Raw genomic sequence first — 17,045 nt, forward strand, 5'->3', positions numbered from 1 at the left:
CCAAAATTCGGTTTCCTTAAATTTAATACTAAATAAGATGTTAAAACACAGGTTTAAATATTTTTATTTTACGATTAACTTTTCTGTCTGTTTTTTATCTCCCTGTATAATATGAACCATATAAACTCCTTTTTCTAATCCTTTTGTCGAAACTGCCGTTTTAGTAGTATCCCTCGTTTCAGATAAAATAAGTCTTCCTGACCTATCAAATAGCTCTATTTTCATTTTACCTTTTGATTTATCTATATTTTCTACAAAGAACTCATCATAAGCCGGATTCGGATAAATTATATGTTTAGGACCTGATATTCCAATCTCATGAGTAGCTAGCACGCTACAGCCTGTTGGATTTTGTGAGCTTCCTATACTTTGTCCTGTTGTATTACTATATCCTGTCGGAGGAGTCGCAAATCGAGGAAGTCCTCTACCGCTACCACTCGTAGATACACAATCATTTCCCGCACAAAGATTTTTATTATGAGCAATAGACCCCGTACCCACACTCACAACACCTCCTGCATTTACGAGCTGAGATAGGTCTATTTCTGCTCCTCCTTCCATAGCATCCAAACAACCATCATTGTCGGAATCTAAATCCAATTGGTTGGATATCCCATCACCATCAGGATCACAGAATCCAGTTCTTTTCGAGCTACCTGCACCTTTAATATAGGTTGGCCCATCTACCTGTTGAACAACCATAACACTATTAACATTTGGGCTCAAAGCTATAGTATTGAATACTGCACCATTAAAAAGCTGTAAAGGATAAAGTGGACCATTAGAAGTTTTACTTCCATACATAGACACAGATCCCTCCTGACTAATATTAATTCTTATCATAGGATTAGAGGGGGTTCCGTGGATAGTCCAAATTTGAGGAGCTCCGATTTCATACATCGTGCCATCCGCAAAACGCACATTTTGTATAAGTCCATTTCCTGTTGAAAACTGAATTTCTTGATTGGATAATGGAATTCCATTTATATTTAACCTAAATGAATTATCTAACTCATAAATATCAATGATAATACCTAAATCACCTGCAGGAATATAAAAGGAGTGAGGTTCACCACCACTGAGATCAAAAGCAGGTAATTGCAAAATAACATCAGGGCATTCAACAGTATCTAGAATCCCATCATTATCATCATCGACATCCAAATAATCAGGAATACCATCCCCATCACTATCCGTAGTTGTATCCACTTTTGCCGCAAGCGTATAGTCATTTGTTTTTCCATCGATGGATTGGGCAGAAATTGTTACGCCAAGAAGTAACAATAAAATCAATATTCCATTAGAGAGAAGGGAATGCGCTCTCTTTGTGGAAGATTTACAGAAAATAAATAATTTCATCATTTTATTTTTTTACTAAAATAAAATATCAATAATACCTATAAAGTATGTTTACAATTACAAGACTATCATATTACGATTACAAAAGTTCACTTTTTTAGAAGAAAAATATATTATATTGGATGGTTCATATTATATTTATTAATCTTAGCTGTCAATAGTAGGTGAGAACAGCGTTGAAGACCTAGAAAATACTTATGAGAAAGCATCCGCTTATCAATTAATTTTTAATGGAGTATAAAAAAACCTCCGAAAATTCAGGTGTTTTTTGTTTTTTCACACGATGTTTTCCATCAAAAAGCACTTAATATCAATTAACAAAAACTTTTTTGAAAGAATAAATATTCCTAATTTTGTTCTTGTTTTCTTTTTATGAAAAGGATTGTATTGTTTATGTTTACATGGCTTTTTATTTTTGGTTATTCACAATCAAAAATAACCGTTGTTGGCGAAACCGATCAAAAGCCAATCAATGAAGCTCAAATTCTTTGTAATGGAAAAATATTGGGGAAAACTAATTCTCAAGGAGTATTTGAATTTAAAACTAAATGTAAAAGCATCCAGGTAGAAGCCAATCATTATCAGAAAGAAACTGTTCTGGTTGAAAATAATATGCAGGTTTCTCTTCTGAAAAAATCTTCAAAGACAACAGCCATCGAAGCCATAATTTTGCAAGATAAAAGTGATCCCAGAGCCTTAGAAATTCTAAAAAAAGTAAATCGTGCATTTAGAAATAATTCTCCAAAAACATTAGATTCTTATTCTTATAAATCTTACGAAAAAGTTTCTTTAGATATTGATGAAGATAGTATTTCTCAGTTTACTCAATTTTTTGATGACAGCAAATTGTTCCGAAAAAAAAGAGTGAAAGATTCATTAAATAATGTTTCCGCCAGACAGATATTTTCAAAAAGCAAATTATTTCTTTGGGAGAGAGCTCAAGAGTTTTTATATTCTAAAAAATATGGTGAAAAAATCAATATTCTAGATAATAGAATTTCCGGATTGAAGCAACCCATTTATGAAATGATTGCTCTCCAACAAAGCAATAGAGATAAGCTTCCTAATCAATTAATGCAAGAAAATAGAGGATTATACCGCTTTTTCTTAACGGACACCATCGAAATGGAAGGACGGAAAAATTTTGTGATCAAATTTCGAGAAGTGAATTACAAAAAACTTGATAAAAAAAGAAAATATAACGGTTCCATTTATATAGATACTGAAACATACGGAATAAAAAAAATCGAAAACTTCAGTAAAAATAAAAACGATGGTATTATTACCAGTACATGGGTATTTTTTAATAACAAGTGGTTTCTTTCTCATGAAACAGTTAAACTTAGAATGAGTAAAATGGCAATGGAAGAAGAAGATAAGGGACAACCGAAAAAAGATACCGAAAAAAAAGAAAGAAAAAGTTTTGGGACCTATGCATTTCTTACGTCAAGATATTTTGACTTCAATTCTCCCATTGAAGAAAATCCTAAAGACTTTAAAGGATATACTTTTTCCGTAAAAAATATAGAAGGTAAAACCTTAGATTTATATAGAACAGACTCTTTAACCCTCCGTGAAAAAAACACTTATAATACAATTGACAGTCTTGGTAAAAAATATAATATCGATAGTAAAGCACAAGCTATAACAGGCTTGCTTAACGGACAAATAAGAATGGGAATTGTAGATTTTGCAGTAGATGAAGTCGTAAATTATAACTCCTATGAAGGTTTTAGACTAGGCTTAAAAGCTAAACTTAATGAACGCTTTAACCCCTACATTTCACCTGATTATTATTTTGCCTATGGTTTAAGGGATCAAAAATGGAAATACGGTATTGGACTTGACATGAAAACTACCGTGGAAAAAAATTCTTTTTTCAGAATTGAATATTATAATGATGTGAATGCATCAGGTGAGTTTTATAGAAGGTTATGGAACTTTAAAATGAGAATGGCCAACTATGGAAACAATTTCAACAATGATAAATACTATCATTTCAGGGGTGCTTCCGTATCTTATTTAAATGATATTACCAACGGCTTTACATTAGTCGTCGCTGCAAAAAGGAATTTCGAGGAAGCTAAATTTGATTATGAGTTTCGAGGAAAAGGCTCATCATTTGAAAATTTTAATACATTAGTTACTTTAAAATATTCGCCCAATTCTACCAATATTATGACTCCTCAGGGAAAGTCATTAATAGATCAAAAATATCCTGAGCTCTATTTTAATTACGAACAAAGCTACAAAATGCTAGGAGGAGATTTTAATTATACTCGTTTTGATGCCCTTTTTGTACATAATTTCAAAACCATGCTAGGGACTACAGGATTCAGATTGTATGGGGGGATTGTATTCGGAGCCGCTCCTATATGGAAAAACTTTACGATGAATGGTCTCGCCTCCCCAAGCAGGGATTTCAATTTCAACCTTACTTCTTTTTTAGGTTTCGCCACACTGGAAGGAGGTAAATATTATAATGATAAATTTATAGCTTATTATTTTACTCATAAACTTCCATGGTATTTTAAAAGTATCGGACAAAATATATCAAGCTTTGATTTGGTATTGAGAGGCACCAAAGGAGATATGAGGCATCCTGAATATCATGATTTTAAATTTCAAAAATTAGATCATCTTTATCAGGAAGTAGGCCTTGAGTGTAACAACTTTCTGTCCACATACTTTAATTTAGGCCTATTTTATAGAGTGGGTTATTATACTACCCCAAACTTCAAACAAAATTTCGCAATACAATTTAAATTAAAACTTTTAGAATTTTAAATATACTATCATGCAGACAATAGAAATAAAAGCAGAACAGTTTTTTGACTTATTAAAATTAAAAGACGCTTCCATGTGGGAGATTTTTGCTCAAATGGTGGACGGAAACGAAAAAGAGATCATATTCTTAGATAATGAAGATAAAATATTATTTAATTATATTCTTCCTTCTACACAAGATAAGCTCGAGAAAGATAGAAAAGAATTTTCAAAGGAGTTTTCTGAAAAATTGTCAACTCTTAATTAAAAAATACAATCCTCCTAAAAAATGTAGAGAGTATTCATTAATAACTCTCTACATCGGATTTTAAAAAGATTAAAAAAATATTATGTCAGAAGCGACATCAACGACGGCTCTTCATTTAAATAGCTCACCAAGAAATTATTTTGTTTCATTTTAGAAAGTAGAATTTCAAAATCTTTTGTTTCTTTTACTACTATTCCTACTACAGCTATTCCTTTTTCTTTTGAATGTTTTTTGGTATATTCAAAAGTAGTAATATCATCAGTAGGTCCTAAAACATCCATAACAAAAGATCTCAAAGCGCCTGGTCTTTGCGGAAATCTAACAAGAAAATAATGCTTTAATCCTGCATATAATAAAGCTTTTTCTTTAATTTCTTCCATACGCGTGATATCATTATTACTCCCACTAATAATTGAAACCACATTTTTACCTTTGATTTGGTCTTTATATTCCTCTAAAGCTGATACCGATAAAGCACCGGCAGGCTCCACCACAATTGCATCTTTATTATACAGAGATAAAATTGTTTGGCAAATTTGTCCTTCTTCTATAAGGACTACATCATGAAGCCTATCTTTACAAGTTTCAAAAGTAATATCTCCCACTTTCTGTACGGCAGCACCATCCACAAAATGACTGATATTGTCTAATAAATAAGGAGCACCAGATTCTATTGCTCTTTTCATACTCGCAGCTCCTGAAGGCTCTGCACCAATAATCTTAGTATGAGGAGAAAGCTCCTGAAAGACTTTACAAACACCCGAAGCAAGTCCCCCTCCTCCTATCGGAACAAAGAGGTAATCAATGGGCACATCCGATTGCTGAAGAATCTCCAATGCAACAGTTGCCTGACCTTCAATAATAGAAGGATCATCAAAAGGATGGATAAATGTTTTATCTTCACTTTCACAAAGTCTCATCGCTGCTTCCTTAGCTTCATCAAATGTATCTCCATATAACACTACCTCCACATAATTTCCTCCAAACATTTTTACTTGCTCCAATTTTTGATTAGGTGTAGGCAAAGGCATAAAAATTGTCCCTTTAGTTTTTAGGTGATTACATGCAGAAGCAACTCCCTGAGCATGATTTCCTGCACTTGCACAAACAACACCTTTTACAAGCTCATCGCTAGATAAGGTCATCATTTTGTTATACGCTCCTCTTATTTTATATGACCTTACCGTTTGTAAATCTTCTCTTTTAAAGCGAATATGGGCTCCATACAATTTTGAGAGATTCGTATTCATTTGCAAAGGCGTTTTCACTACTACATGACGGAGCCTTTCTGCTGCTTGATATATACTCTTAAAATCTGTCGAGTCAACTTCTGTTTTCATACCATTAATTATTTTCCGGTCTCAAGCTTCGAACAGTTTTCCCTGCTTTCCACATTTCACTTTCACGAAGTTCCGAAAGCTCTTCTTCTAGCTTTTCTCTATAGTCTACTTTACTATTACTATCAATGGAAAGTTGTGCTTCATTTCCTGAAGAAACACTATTATATAGCTCCTCAAATACAGGAGAAGTAGCATCTCTAAAGCGCTTCCACCAATCCAATGCTCCTCTTTGCGCAGTGGTACTACAGTTAGCATACATCCAATCCATTCCGTTCTCTGCTACCAGAGGCATCAATGATTGAGTCAATTCCTCTACCGTTTCATTGAAAGCTTCAGAAGGAGAATGTCCATTTTTTCTCAACACTTCATACTGTGCTGCGAAAATTCCTTGGATTGCCCCCATTAAAGTTCCTCTTTCTCCAGCTAAATCACTATATACTTCTTTCTTAAAATCAGTTTCAAATAAATAACCACTTCCAATGGCTATCCCTAAAGCAACAACTCTATCTTTTGCTCTTCCCGTAGCATCTTGATGAATAGCAAAGCTACTGTTCAGCCCTCTACCTTGCAAAAACATTCTTCTTAATGATGTTCCTGAACCTTTTGGAGCTACAAGAAAAACATCCACATCCGCAGGAGGATAAATTCCCGTACGCTCATTAAAAGTTACCCCAAAACCATGGGAAAAATAAAGGGCTTTTCCTGGGGTTAAGTGTTCTTTTACTTTTGGCCAATATTCTATTTGAGCTGCATCACTTAATAAATAACAAATGATGGTTCCTCTTTTTAGTGCTTCTTCTATTTCAAATAAAGTTTCTCCCGGCACAAATCCATCTGCTATAGCCTTATCCCAAGATTTAGAATTTTTACGCTGCCCAACGATTACATTGATCCCGTTTTCTTTTTGGTTAAGCGCCTGTCCTGGCCCTTGTACTCCGTATCCAATTACCGCTACCACTTCATCTTTTAGAACTTCCTGTGCTTTTTCCAATGGAAATTCTTCTCTTGTAACTACATTCTCTTCTACTCCTCCGAAATTTAATTTTGCCATTTTTTTATTTTTAAATTTGATTGTTTTATTTATTTTATATTTTAATTATTACTTGCGATTGCAGATACAGGTGAATTGATATGATGATATACCTGTAAAACATCGATTTGCTTTTCAATTTGACGAATAATCTTCCTCATTGCCTCTTCCGCTTCACTAAGAACGAATACTACTTTTTTTATACCAGGCATTTCTGAAGAAGTCACATTCAAGCTTTCTATATTTACTCTTCTTCTTGAAAAAATAATACTTACCCTATTGAGCACTCCTGTTCGATTCTGCATATATACAGTCACTGTAAATTCTTTTTTACCAGTCATAAGATTCAATTTTATATTTTTTCATTTTTTAACACTATTTCAGAAACACTTTTTCCTTGTGGAATCATTGGGAATACATTCTGTTCTTTTTCAACCATTATTTCCAAAATATAACTTCCATCATGATCCAACATTTCTTTCATCGCTGCTGCTAAATCTTCTCTAGCATGTATTTTTTTTCCTGGAATAGCATACGCTTCAGCGAGTTTTATAAAATCAGGGCTTTCAATATCCACAAATGAATATCTTTCATCATGAAATAGCTCCTGCCACTGTCTTACCATTCCTAAAAATGAATTATTAAGGATCATGATTTTCACATTGGGTTTAAATTGCATAATAGTCCCCAATTCTTGTATATTCATCTGTGCTCCACCATCTCCCATAATCGCTACTACAGGTCTATTCTGATCATCATAAGAAGCCCCAATCGCTGCAGGAAGACTGAATCCCATAGTTCCTAATCCTCCGCTGGTAATATTACTTTTGGAATGGTTAAACTGTATGTATCTACAAGTCACCATCTGGTGCTGCCCTACATCTGTAACCACAATTGCATTTCCCTGGGTTAATTCATTTAAATTACGAATCACTTCTCCCATTGAAATTTCACCTTCCATAGGGTTCAACTCCTTATCTATTACTTCATTATATTCGATCTCAGCACAATGATCAAATCTACCTCTCCATTCCTTATATTCTTTAGGTTCTAATAATGGGGTAACTAAAGGCAGAGTCTGTTTACAATTTCCAAGTATAGCCACATCAGCAATTACATTTTTATTGATTTCCGCATCATCAATCTCAAAATGAATAATTTTTGCTTGGGTAGCATAGGTATCCACTTTTCCAGTCACACGATCATCAAAACGCATTCCTACTGCAATAAGTACATCGCATTCATTAGTGAGTACATTCGGGCCATAATTACCATGCATTCCTACCATTCCTACTGCAGAAGGATGATGAGTCGGGATAGCGCTCATTCCTAAAACCGTCCAAGCAACCGGAATCCCCGATTTTTCAGCAAATTCCAAAAATTCTTGTTCAGCCTTACCTAGTATTACCCCTTGTCCAACAATGATAAAAGGACGTTTTGCAGAGTTGATAAGATTTGCTGCTTTTTTGATATGATCCAATTCAGGTGTAGGATATGGATCATAAGTAGAAATAAAGCTACATGGTTCATATTCTTTAAACTGAATCTTTTGTAGCTGGGCATTTTTAGTAATATCAACCACAACCGGTCCCGGTCTTCCGGATTTAGCAATATAAAAAGCTTTTGCCAACATTTCAGGTAGCTCTTCTGCATCCGTAACTTGGCAATTCCATTTTGTAACGGGAGTAGTAATATTAATAACATCAATCTCTTGGAAAGCATCAGTTCCTAAAAGATGAGCATACACCTGACCTGTAATACATACCACTGGAGTACTATCCAGCAAAGCATCTGCTAAACCTGTAATTAAATTGGTCGCTCCTGGTCCACTGGTTGCTAGCGCCACTCCTACATTTCCTGACACCCGAGCAAGTCCTTGTGCAGCATGCACCGCACCTTGTTCATGACGAACAAGAATATGTTCCAATTTTTCTCTATAATCATACAGTGAATCATAAATAGGAATGATTGCCCCTCCGGGATATCCGAATATTGTTTTGACCCCTTCATGTAGAAGAATTTCCAGGATTACTTGACTCCCACTTAACTCTCTTACAGTTCCATTTTCTACACTCATATTCATTATTTTACAATTTTGGTTCATCTGTTACGCAGCCTTCAGCTGCTGAGGAAACACTTACTGCATATTTGTACAATAAGCCTTTTTTCACTTTCAATTCTGGTTGTACCCAATTCTTCTTTCTTCGATCGATTTCCTCTTGAGTTACTTTCAGCTGTATGGTATTATTCACTGCATCTATCTCAATAAGATCATCATCTTTCACAAAAGCAATTAAACCTCCTTCGTAAGCTTCCGGAGTAATATGTCCCACCACAAAACCATGTGTTCCTCCACTAAAACGTCCATCTGTAATTAAAGCTACCGTATTTCCAAATCCAGCTCCAATCAGTACACTTGTAGGTTTTAACATTTCAGGCATCCCCGGAGCACCTTTTGGACCTTCGTTTCTGATCACAATCACATCTCCATGTTGCACTCTTTGGCTCTCTATTCCTTTTATCAAATCTTTTTCTCCATCAAAAACCCTTGCGGTTCCCAAAAACTTCTCTCCTTCTTTTCCTGTTATTTTCGCCACACTTCCCCCTTCTGCTAGATTCCCATACAGAATTCTCAAATGTCCTGTTTCTTTTATAGGCTGGGAAATCGGCTTTATAATTTTTTGTTTTGAAAAATCAAGTTCAGGAACATTTTCTAGATTTTCGCTAATTGTTTTTCCTGTCACGGTAAGACAATCTCCATGCAGTAAACCTTCTTTAAGCAAATACTTCATCACCGCTGGTATTCCTCCATGCTCATGAAGATCCTGCATAAGATATTTTCCACTTGGTTTTAAGTCTGCTAAAACAGGAGTAACATCACTCATTTTCTGAAAATCATCTTGCGTTACAGAAACTCCAACACTTTTAGCCATCGCAATAAAATGTAATACCGCATTGGTACTTCCTCCTAAAATCACAATGATACGAAGTGCATTTTCAAAAGCCTTGCGTGTCATAATATCAGAAGGTTTTATATCTTTTTCTAATAATAGTTTTATATATTTTCCGGCATCTTGACATTCCTGCTGCTTCTCTTTACTTAATGCAGGATTGGATGATGAATAAGGTAAGCTCATTCCCAACGCTTCTATTGCCGAAGCCATCGTATTAGCGGTGTACATTCCTCCACAAGCCCCTGCTCCGGGACATGCGTTCTTTACAACCCCTTTGAAGTCTTCTTCCGTTACATTCCCTGCTATTTTCTGTCCCAAAACTTCAAAAGCGGAAACAATATTTAGCTGTTCTCCTTTATAACAACCAGGTGCTATGGTTCCTCCATATACCATTATTGATGGCCTGTTAAGCCTTCCCATGGCAATAATACTTCCCGGCATATTTTTATCACATCCCGGCAAAGTAATGAGGCCATCATAATATTGCCCTCCGCATATTGCTTCAATACTATCTGCTATCACATCCCGGCTTACTAAAGAATAACGCATTCCATCCGTCCCATTACTCATCCCATCACTAACGCCTATTGTATTAAATATCAAGCCTGCCAATTCATTTTCCCATACTCCCTTTTTTACCACTTTTGCAAGATCATTAAGGTGCATATTACAAGTATTACCATCATAGCCCATACTAGCAATACCTACTTGCCCTTTATTCATATCTTCATCGGTGAAACCAATTCCGTATAACATTGCTTTAGCCGCGGGCTGCTCATCATTCTGTGTAAAAATTTTTGAATATTTATTAAGCATTTTCTTCTACCTTATTTTTAAATTCGTTAATACTTTTACCGACTACTCTATTTTTATAGGATTTTTGAATTAGAGAGCATAAGCTTTCATCCCATTCTTTTGCAAAACGTACGTTATCCATAGAGTCTAATGCTACAATTTCAGCAGCAGTCCCACAGAAAAAAGCAGCATCCGCTCCTCGCATTTCCTCTGGTGTGAAAAATTTCTCATGTACAGGGATTTCCAACTCTTTGCATATATCGATTACTACAGACCTTGTGATGCCCGGTAAAATACTTCCTTTAGCAGGAGTAAAAAGCTCACCTTCTTTTTCGTAAAAAATATTAGCTCCGGAGCTCTCTGCTACATATCCCTTCTCATCTAATAAAATAGCTTCATCATATCCGTTATCTTTTGCTTCCTGACAAGCTAAAATAGAATTCACATAATGTCCCCCTACTTTTGCCTCTATTAAAAAAGCTTGTGGATTTGGCCTTTGAAAAGAAGAAGTCATTACTTTCATTTTATCACCGAGATAACCATTACTCCACTCCCATGCTAATAAGATTAAATGAGATTCTTTTCCTTTTGATAGAGACATATTGGGTGGACAAACAACTAGTGGCCGAATATATGCGTTGGTAAATTGATTTCTCTCTAGCAATTCATACGTCAAATCTATAAGCTCTTGCGTAGAATATTCAAAAGGAATATGCAATAATTCAGCAGAACGTCTTAAACGATCATAATGTTCTTGCGCCTTAAAAACTTGGGTCCCTTCATTCGTTTCATAAGATTTTATCCCTTCAAAAACAGAATAACCATAATGTAATGATTGTCCATAGAGATCGATATTGGCTTCCGAGGCTTTTAAAAATTTACCATTGTAATACACAATAGTGTTGTCGTTATAATACATTTATTTTAAGTTTTATTTATAAAAAGAGTAAAAAAAAGCCTTCTCAAATTTGTGAGAAGGCTTATAAGTATATATACATAATTATACTTTCCATCTCACAACCGTAAGGGAATAATAATGACAATGACAACGATAATAATTACTATCTGGTTCATGACACAATTAAAAAAGCCGTCTCAATAATGAAACGGCTTATATTTATTTATATTAATTTTTACAATACCGTTTCCTAATTATTGCTAATGACAATAATATTGACTAAGGAAGTGATATTGATATTTTTCTGACTCATAATTACAATACAAATATATGGACTTTTTAATACAATCCAAATTCTTATCAAAAAAAAATATTTTTTTAGCGTTTTTTTTAAAAAACAGATACGTTTTATTGAAAAAATTTACACATTAAACTAATTACATTTATGATTTTCTCATTTATTTCAATTTTATATATTCATCTACTACTTTTTTGGCTTCTTTCACCTCATGTACCCGCAAAATACAGGCTCCTTGCTTCAAAACTTTCATGTGAAGCTTTTGTGTTTCTTCATTAATATCCAAGGGGGACTTTCCAAGAGGTTTATATATAAAAGACTTTCTGGAAATTCCAATCAATAAGGGAAACTTTCTAAAACTTAGATACTTCACTTCTTCAAGCATCTTCATTTGGTCTTCTACTGTTTTTCCAAAACCAAATCCAGGATCTAGAATGATATCATTGACTCCCCTTTCCATTAGTTCTCTTGACTTTTGAGAAAAGTACTGATTGATAGATAATGTAATATCCGTAAATTGAGTTTTATCATGCATGGTTTCATAGGTAGGATTTACATGCATGAGAATATAAGGAAGTTTTGTCTGAGCAACCGTATCAAACATATCAGGATCATACTGTCCTCCCGAAATATCGTTAATCAAATCAATACCTTCATTAAAACCAAACCTTACTGTTTCAGCATGAAATGTATCCAACGAAATTAATACTTCCGGAAATTCTTTTTTGATCTGAGAAATAATGTGATCAAGTCTGGTAATTTCTTGTTCACTTGTTAAAAATGTTGAATTTGGTCTGGTTGATTGTGGTCCTATATCAATAATATCCGCTCCTTCTTTTAGTAATTTCTCCGCATGCATTAAAGCTGCTTTTTCGCTATTGAATTTCCCTCCATCTGAAAATGAATCCGGCGTGAGATTTAAAATTCCCATAATTTTTGGAGTATTTAAATCAACAATTCTCCCATTACAGTTTAGTGAATGATAATTAATAGATGATGGATAATTTTGCATAACACAAAAATACGAACTTCTAATTTCTGGTCAAAAAACTAATTATCAGTCCCTGCTACCTAAAACCTATTTTGTATCTTTGAAAGATTAAGAAAATTTATGTCAAAAACATCAATACAATTCGAGAAAGTCATTCATGATTGCCGGGATCTTTTTAGTAAAAAGTTACAGGATTATGGCGCTGCATGGAGAGTCCTAAGACCTAGTTCAATTACAGATCAAATTTATATTAAAGTAAATAGAATCCGTACGTTACAAATGACTGATAAGAAAATGATTGATGAAAGCGAGGAAGATGAATTTATTGCTATCATAAATTATTCTATTATTGGTCTTATCCAACTTGAAAAGGGCTTTTCAAATGATTTTAATGAAGATAAAGAGGATATATTAACTCTTTATGACAAATACTCCCATGAAGCAAAGGCATTAATGGAAAGAAAAAATCATGATTATGGTGAAGCATGGCGAGATATGAGAGTTTCGTCTATTACAGATCTTATTTATCAAAAAGTCCTAAGAACCAAACAAATTGAAGACAATCAAGGAAAAACGATTGTTTCGGAAGGATTAGAGGCCAATTATTTTGATATGTTGAATTATGCCGTTTTTTGCCTTATAAAATTCTTTGAAAAAGAAAATAAATTTGAACCTAAAACTATTTAACGATGATCAAAAATTTATTACGTTTCATTATCGCTATCATTTTTATTCTATCAGGCTTTGTAAAAGCTGTTGATCTTGTAGGCTTTTCTTTTAAAATGGAAGAGTATTTTTCTCCTTCTGTTTTCAATATGCCATTTTTGGAAAAATTTGCTTTGCTTTTTTCCATTATCGTAGTTGTCTTAGAGCTTCTTCTAGGATGTATGCTCTTATTAAAACTTAAGCTTAGGTTCACTCTTTCCATATTGATTGCCCTTTGTCTATTTTTTGGTTTTCTTACATTCTATTCCGCTTATTATAATGTAGTAACAGATTGTGGATGTTTTGGAGACGCTATTAAATTCACCCCTTGGCAAAGCTTTATAAAAGATGTGATACTCTTAATAGGGCTCATTATCTTATTCTTCCTTTATCGAAAAGAATTTGGAAAACAAGATGCTTATACTTATAGTAGTAAGAAAGAGTCTTCAAACAAGTTTAAATATATCCTGCTTGGAATATTTTCTCTAGCAATGATCTATATAATGGCACAAGGTATTCTTCATGAACCTATAATTGATTTCCGTGATTATAAAATAGGAACCGATTTACAAGCCGAAAAACTGAAGATTGCCAAAAATCCGTCAGAATATAAAACATTTTACTCTCTTAAGAATACAAAAACAGGAGAAGTTGTAAAGGTAAATCAGGATGATTATATCAAAGAAACTAAGTATTGGCAAGAAGGATCTCCTTGGAAAATTGAGGAAGGTAAAAATGAATCTGTTTTAGTAAAAGAGGGTTATAAATCGGAAATTGTAAAATTTAAAATCGAAGATCCAATGGGAATGGAGCTTACGGATGAAATCATCAAGGCCCCAAAAGCAATTCTCGTTTTCTCTTATCATCCAAAAGATATAAACCCTGAAATCCTTAAAGAAGTTGAAGATAAAGTTAAAAATCATAAAGATGCCGTAATCTTTGGTGTTTCAACTGACCCGAATACTTTCAAAACGATAAAAAATACGATGATGGACGGAACTGCTATCAAAACAATTGCTAGAAGTAATCCGTTTGTACTTACTCTACAAAATGGAAAAATTATAGACAAGCAACCCGCAAAAGACTATATCAAAAAATAAATTACTTAATAATAAACCTTATACTTACTCATGCAAAAGTCAAATAAATCAATTGCAGGCTATCACTTATTAATGATTCTTTCATCAGTGGATGGAGAATTTGCTCCGGAAGAAGGTATGCTTGTTCAGCAATACCTTGCTGATGAATTTCCTTTTAGAATGAACCTGGATAATGAACTTGAAGTACTTGCACTCCTTCAACCTGAAGAATGGAAAGATCATTTTGAATTTCATGCCCGTTGCTTTTATGACGATTCTACAGAAGAAGAGCGTATTAATTTTGCAAAATTCGCAAAATCACTAATCAAAGCCGATCATAAAGTAACCAATGAAGAACATATTTTTTATATGCTTTTAAAAAATCTATGGCATATTGCATGATATCCCTTTAAAACCACATACCCATGAAAAAATTCTATTTAACCCTATTCGTAATGAGCAATTCTCTATTTTATTCTCAAACATTTCCTAATATTAAAGCACCTACTGCTGAAAAGAAAGAACATATAAGAGATATACACGGTGATAAAGTGAATGATCCTTATTACTGGATGATCGATTACTTTAAAAAAGGAAAAGATTCTACACAGGTTGTCGAGTATTTAAAATCTGAAAACACCTATTGGAAAGAAATGATGAAAGATACAGACTCTTTCAGAGAAATCTTATTCCAAGAGATGAAAGCAAGAATTAAGGAAAAAGATGAATCTGTTCCTACATTCAAAAATGGGTATTATTACTATACGAGAACTGAAACAGGAAAACAATATTTTAAATATTGCAGAAAGAAAGGAAATCTCAACGCTTCTGAAGAAATTCTTCTGGATGTAGATCAGCTTGCAGAAGGACATTCTTATTATTCCGCAAGTGGGTTTAATATCAGCCCAGATAATACAAAAATGATTTATGGTGTAGATGACGTTTCAAGAAGACAATATACCCTTTATTTAAAAGATCTTACTACAGGAGAAACGACTCCTTTAGGAATTAAAAATACGACTGGTTCCGCTACTTGGGCAAATGATAATAAAACGATTTTCTATACAGCTAAAAACCCTACCACTCTTTTAACAGAAAAGATATTTCGACATACACTAGGAACTGATGTGGCTCAAGATCACTTGGTATATGAAGAAAAAGATAAATCAAATTATATTGGGGTAGGCAAATCTAAAAACGAAAATTTTATTTTCATATATTCCACAGCAACGACGTCTTCTGAAACACGATTTCTGGATGCCAACAATCCCAATGGAACATTCCTTGTTTTTCAACCCAGAATGAAAGACGTTCTGTATGATGTCACTGCTCTTGAAAATAAATTTTTAATCACTACCAATAAAGATGCATTGAATTTCAAGGTAATGGAAACACCTTTAAACGCAACTGAGGTTAAAAATTGGAAAGATTTTATTCCCCACAGAAAAGATGTATTGATGGAGGGAATATCGGCTTTTAAAAACTACCTTGTTTTTAGTGAAAGACAAAATGGACTCTCACAACTGGTCATCTATAACCGAAAAACCGGTAAAAAAGAATTTTTAAAATTTGATGAGCCTACTTATACGGTTTATCCTTCAGGTAACCCTGAATATAATACTGACAATTTCCGATTTGGCTACACCTCCATGATTACTCCAAGTTCACAGTTTGAACAGGATTTAAGTACAGGAAAAAGAACTTTACTAAAGCAACAGGAAGTTTTAGGAGGATATAATAAAGAAGAATATATCACGGAAAGGCTTTTTGCTACTGCAAAAGACGGAACAAAAATTCCGATTTCTATTGTTTATAAAAAGGGATTCCAGAAAAATGGAAATAGCCCACTTCTCTTATATGCTTATGGTTCTTATGGCAGCTCAATGGATGCCACATTCAGTACCACAAGATTAAGTCTTTTAAATAGAGGCTTTGCCTTTGCTATTGCGCATATTCGTGGTGGGCAGGAAATGGGAAGACAATGGTATGAAGATGGCAAAATGATGAAAAAGAAAAATACATTTACCGACTTCATCGATGCCGGAGAATATTTAGTGAAAGAAAAATATACCTCCTCAAAACATTTATATGCGCAAGGTGGTAGCGCAGGAGGTTTATTAATGGGAGCTATTGTAAACATGAACCCTAGTCTATGGCATGGAATTATTTCTCAAGTCCCTTTTGTAGACGTGGTCAATACGATGTTGGATGAAAGTATTCCATTGACTACTAATGAGTATGATGAATGGGGAAATCCTAATAATAAAGAGGCTTATTTTTACATGAAATCGTATTCACCCTATGAAAATATAGAAAAGAAGAATTATCCCAATCTATTGGTAACAACAGGATTACATGACTCTCAAGTACAATATTTTGAACCCGCTAAATGGGTAGCAAAGCTGAGAGATATGAAAACGGATCAGAATATTATATTATTAAAAACAGACATGGATTATGGTCATGGTGGTGCCTCAGGAAGATTTGACTACTTGAAAGATATAGCATTAGTGTATGCATTCATGTTTAAATTAGAAGGAATTAAACAATAATTTTTTAGAT

General features: G+C 33.9%; 14 protein-coding genes. 6 read left to right on the forward strand and 8 right to left on the reverse strand.

The window, feature by feature from the left end; genetic code table 11:
* Positions 1-63: 63 nt before the first annotated feature.
* Complete coding sequence (locus CHRY9293_RS00835; protein ID WP_162031170.1) at positions 64-1,359, reverse strand: T9SS type A sorting domain-containing protein; 1,296 nt, start codon at positions 1,357-1,359, stop codon at positions 64-66.
* Positions 1,360-1,752: 393 nt separating this feature from the next.
* Here CHRY9293_RS00835 and CHRY9293_RS00840 point away from each other — a divergent pair, with 393 nt between their 5' ends.
* Positions 1,753-4,146: a hypothetical protein gene (locus CHRY9293_RS00840; protein WP_228455432.1), complete on the forward strand. Its 2,394-nt coding sequence runs from the start codon at positions 1,753-1,755 to the stop codon at positions 4,144-4,146.
* A gap of 10 nt (positions 4,147-4,156) precedes the next feature.
* Positions 4,157-4,393, forward strand: coding sequence for a hypothetical protein (locus CHRY9293_RS00845; protein WP_162031172.1), 237 nt, complete (start codon positions 4,157-4,159; stop codon positions 4,391-4,393).
* Positions 4,394-4,473: 80 nt separating this feature from the next.
* On the opposite strand, the gene ilvA is transcribed toward CHRY9293_RS00845, so the two are convergent.
* The 7 genes from ilvA to folP form a co-directional block, all read right to left on the reverse strand.
* Positions 4,474-5,733: a threonine ammonia-lyase IlvA gene (ilvA, locus tag CHRY9293_RS00850; protein WP_162031173.1), complete on the reverse strand. Its 1,260-nt coding sequence runs from the start codon at positions 5,731-5,733 to the stop codon at positions 4,474-4,476.
* Positions 5,734-5,737: 4 nt separating this feature from the next.
* Positions 5,738-6,784 carry a ketol-acid reductoisomerase gene (ilvC, locus tag CHRY9293_RS00855; RefSeq protein WP_122547815.1) on the reverse strand — a complete coding sequence of 349 codons (1,047 nt, stop codon included), beginning with the start codon at positions 6,782-6,784 and terminating at the stop codon, positions 5,738-5,740.
* A 41-nt stretch (positions 6,785-6,825) separates the two neighbouring features.
* Positions 6,826-7,104, reverse strand: a complete 279-nt coding sequence (gene ilvN, locus CHRY9293_RS00860; protein ID WP_122547816.1) for an acetolactate synthase small subunit — start codon at positions 7,102-7,104, stop codon at positions 6,826-6,828.
* Positions 7,105-7,115: 11 nt separating this feature from the next.
* Entirely contained in the window at positions 7,116-8,840 is a 1,725-nt protein-coding gene (gene ilvB, locus CHRY9293_RS00865; RefSeq protein WP_228455433.1) for a biosynthetic-type acetolactate synthase large subunit, read from the reverse strand.
* Between the two features lie 10 nt (positions 8,841-8,850).
* On the reverse strand, positions 8,851-10,533 hold the full coding sequence (ilvD, locus tag CHRY9293_RS00870) for a dihydroxy-acid dehydratase (protein ID WP_162031175.1): 1,683 nt from the start codon (positions 10,531-10,533) through the stop codon (positions 8,851-8,853).
* On the reverse strand, positions 10,526-11,431 hold the full coding sequence (locus tag CHRY9293_RS00875) for a branched-chain amino acid transaminase (protein WP_162031176.1): 906 nt from the start codon (positions 11,429-11,431) through the stop codon (positions 10,526-10,528). The genes ilvD and CHRY9293_RS00875 overlap by 8 nt, the downstream gene beginning before the upstream one ends.
* 437 nt (positions 11,432-11,868) lie before the next feature.
* The gene (gene folP, locus CHRY9293_RS00880; protein ID WP_162031177.1) at positions 11,869-12,720 is read right to left on the reverse strand and encodes a dihydropteroate synthase; all 852 of its coding nucleotides are present in this window, start codon (positions 12,718-12,720) and stop codon (positions 11,869-11,871) included.
* A 99-nt stretch (positions 12,721-12,819) separates the two neighbouring features.
* On the opposite strand from folP, the gene CHRY9293_RS00885 reads away from it, so the two are divergent.
* The 4 genes from CHRY9293_RS00885 to CHRY9293_RS00900 are packed head-to-tail and all read left to right on the forward strand — an operon-like array spanning position 12,820 to position 17,035.
* Positions 12,820-13,386, forward strand: a complete 567-nt coding sequence (locus tag CHRY9293_RS00885; protein ID WP_122547821.1) for a DUF1599 domain-containing protein — start codon at positions 12,820-12,822, stop codon at positions 13,384-13,386.
* A gap of 2 nt (positions 13,387-13,388) precedes the next feature.
* Positions 13,389-14,504, forward strand: coding sequence for a BT_3928 family protein (locus CHRY9293_RS00890; protein ID WP_162031178.1), 1,116 nt, complete (start codon positions 13,389-13,391; stop codon positions 14,502-14,504).
* Positions 14,505-14,534: 30 nt separating this feature from the next.
* Positions 14,535-14,885 (forward strand): TerB family tellurite resistance protein, encoded by a 351-nt coding sequence (locus CHRY9293_RS00895; RefSeq protein WP_162031179.1) that lies wholly within the window; start codon positions 14,535-14,537, stop codon positions 14,883-14,885.
* A gap of 23 nt (positions 14,886-14,908) precedes the next feature.
* Complete coding sequence (locus CHRY9293_RS00900; protein WP_162031180.1) at positions 14,909-17,035, forward strand: S9 family peptidase; 2,127 nt, start codon at positions 14,909-14,911, stop codon at positions 17,033-17,035.
* The last annotated feature ends 10 nt before the right edge of the window (positions 17,036-17,045 follow it).

The sequence above is a fragment of the Chryseobacterium potabilaquae genome, from assembly GCF_902728265.1.
GTDB lineage: Bacteria > Bacteroidota > Bacteroidia > Flavobacteriales > Weeksellaceae > Chryseobacterium > Chryseobacterium potabilaquae.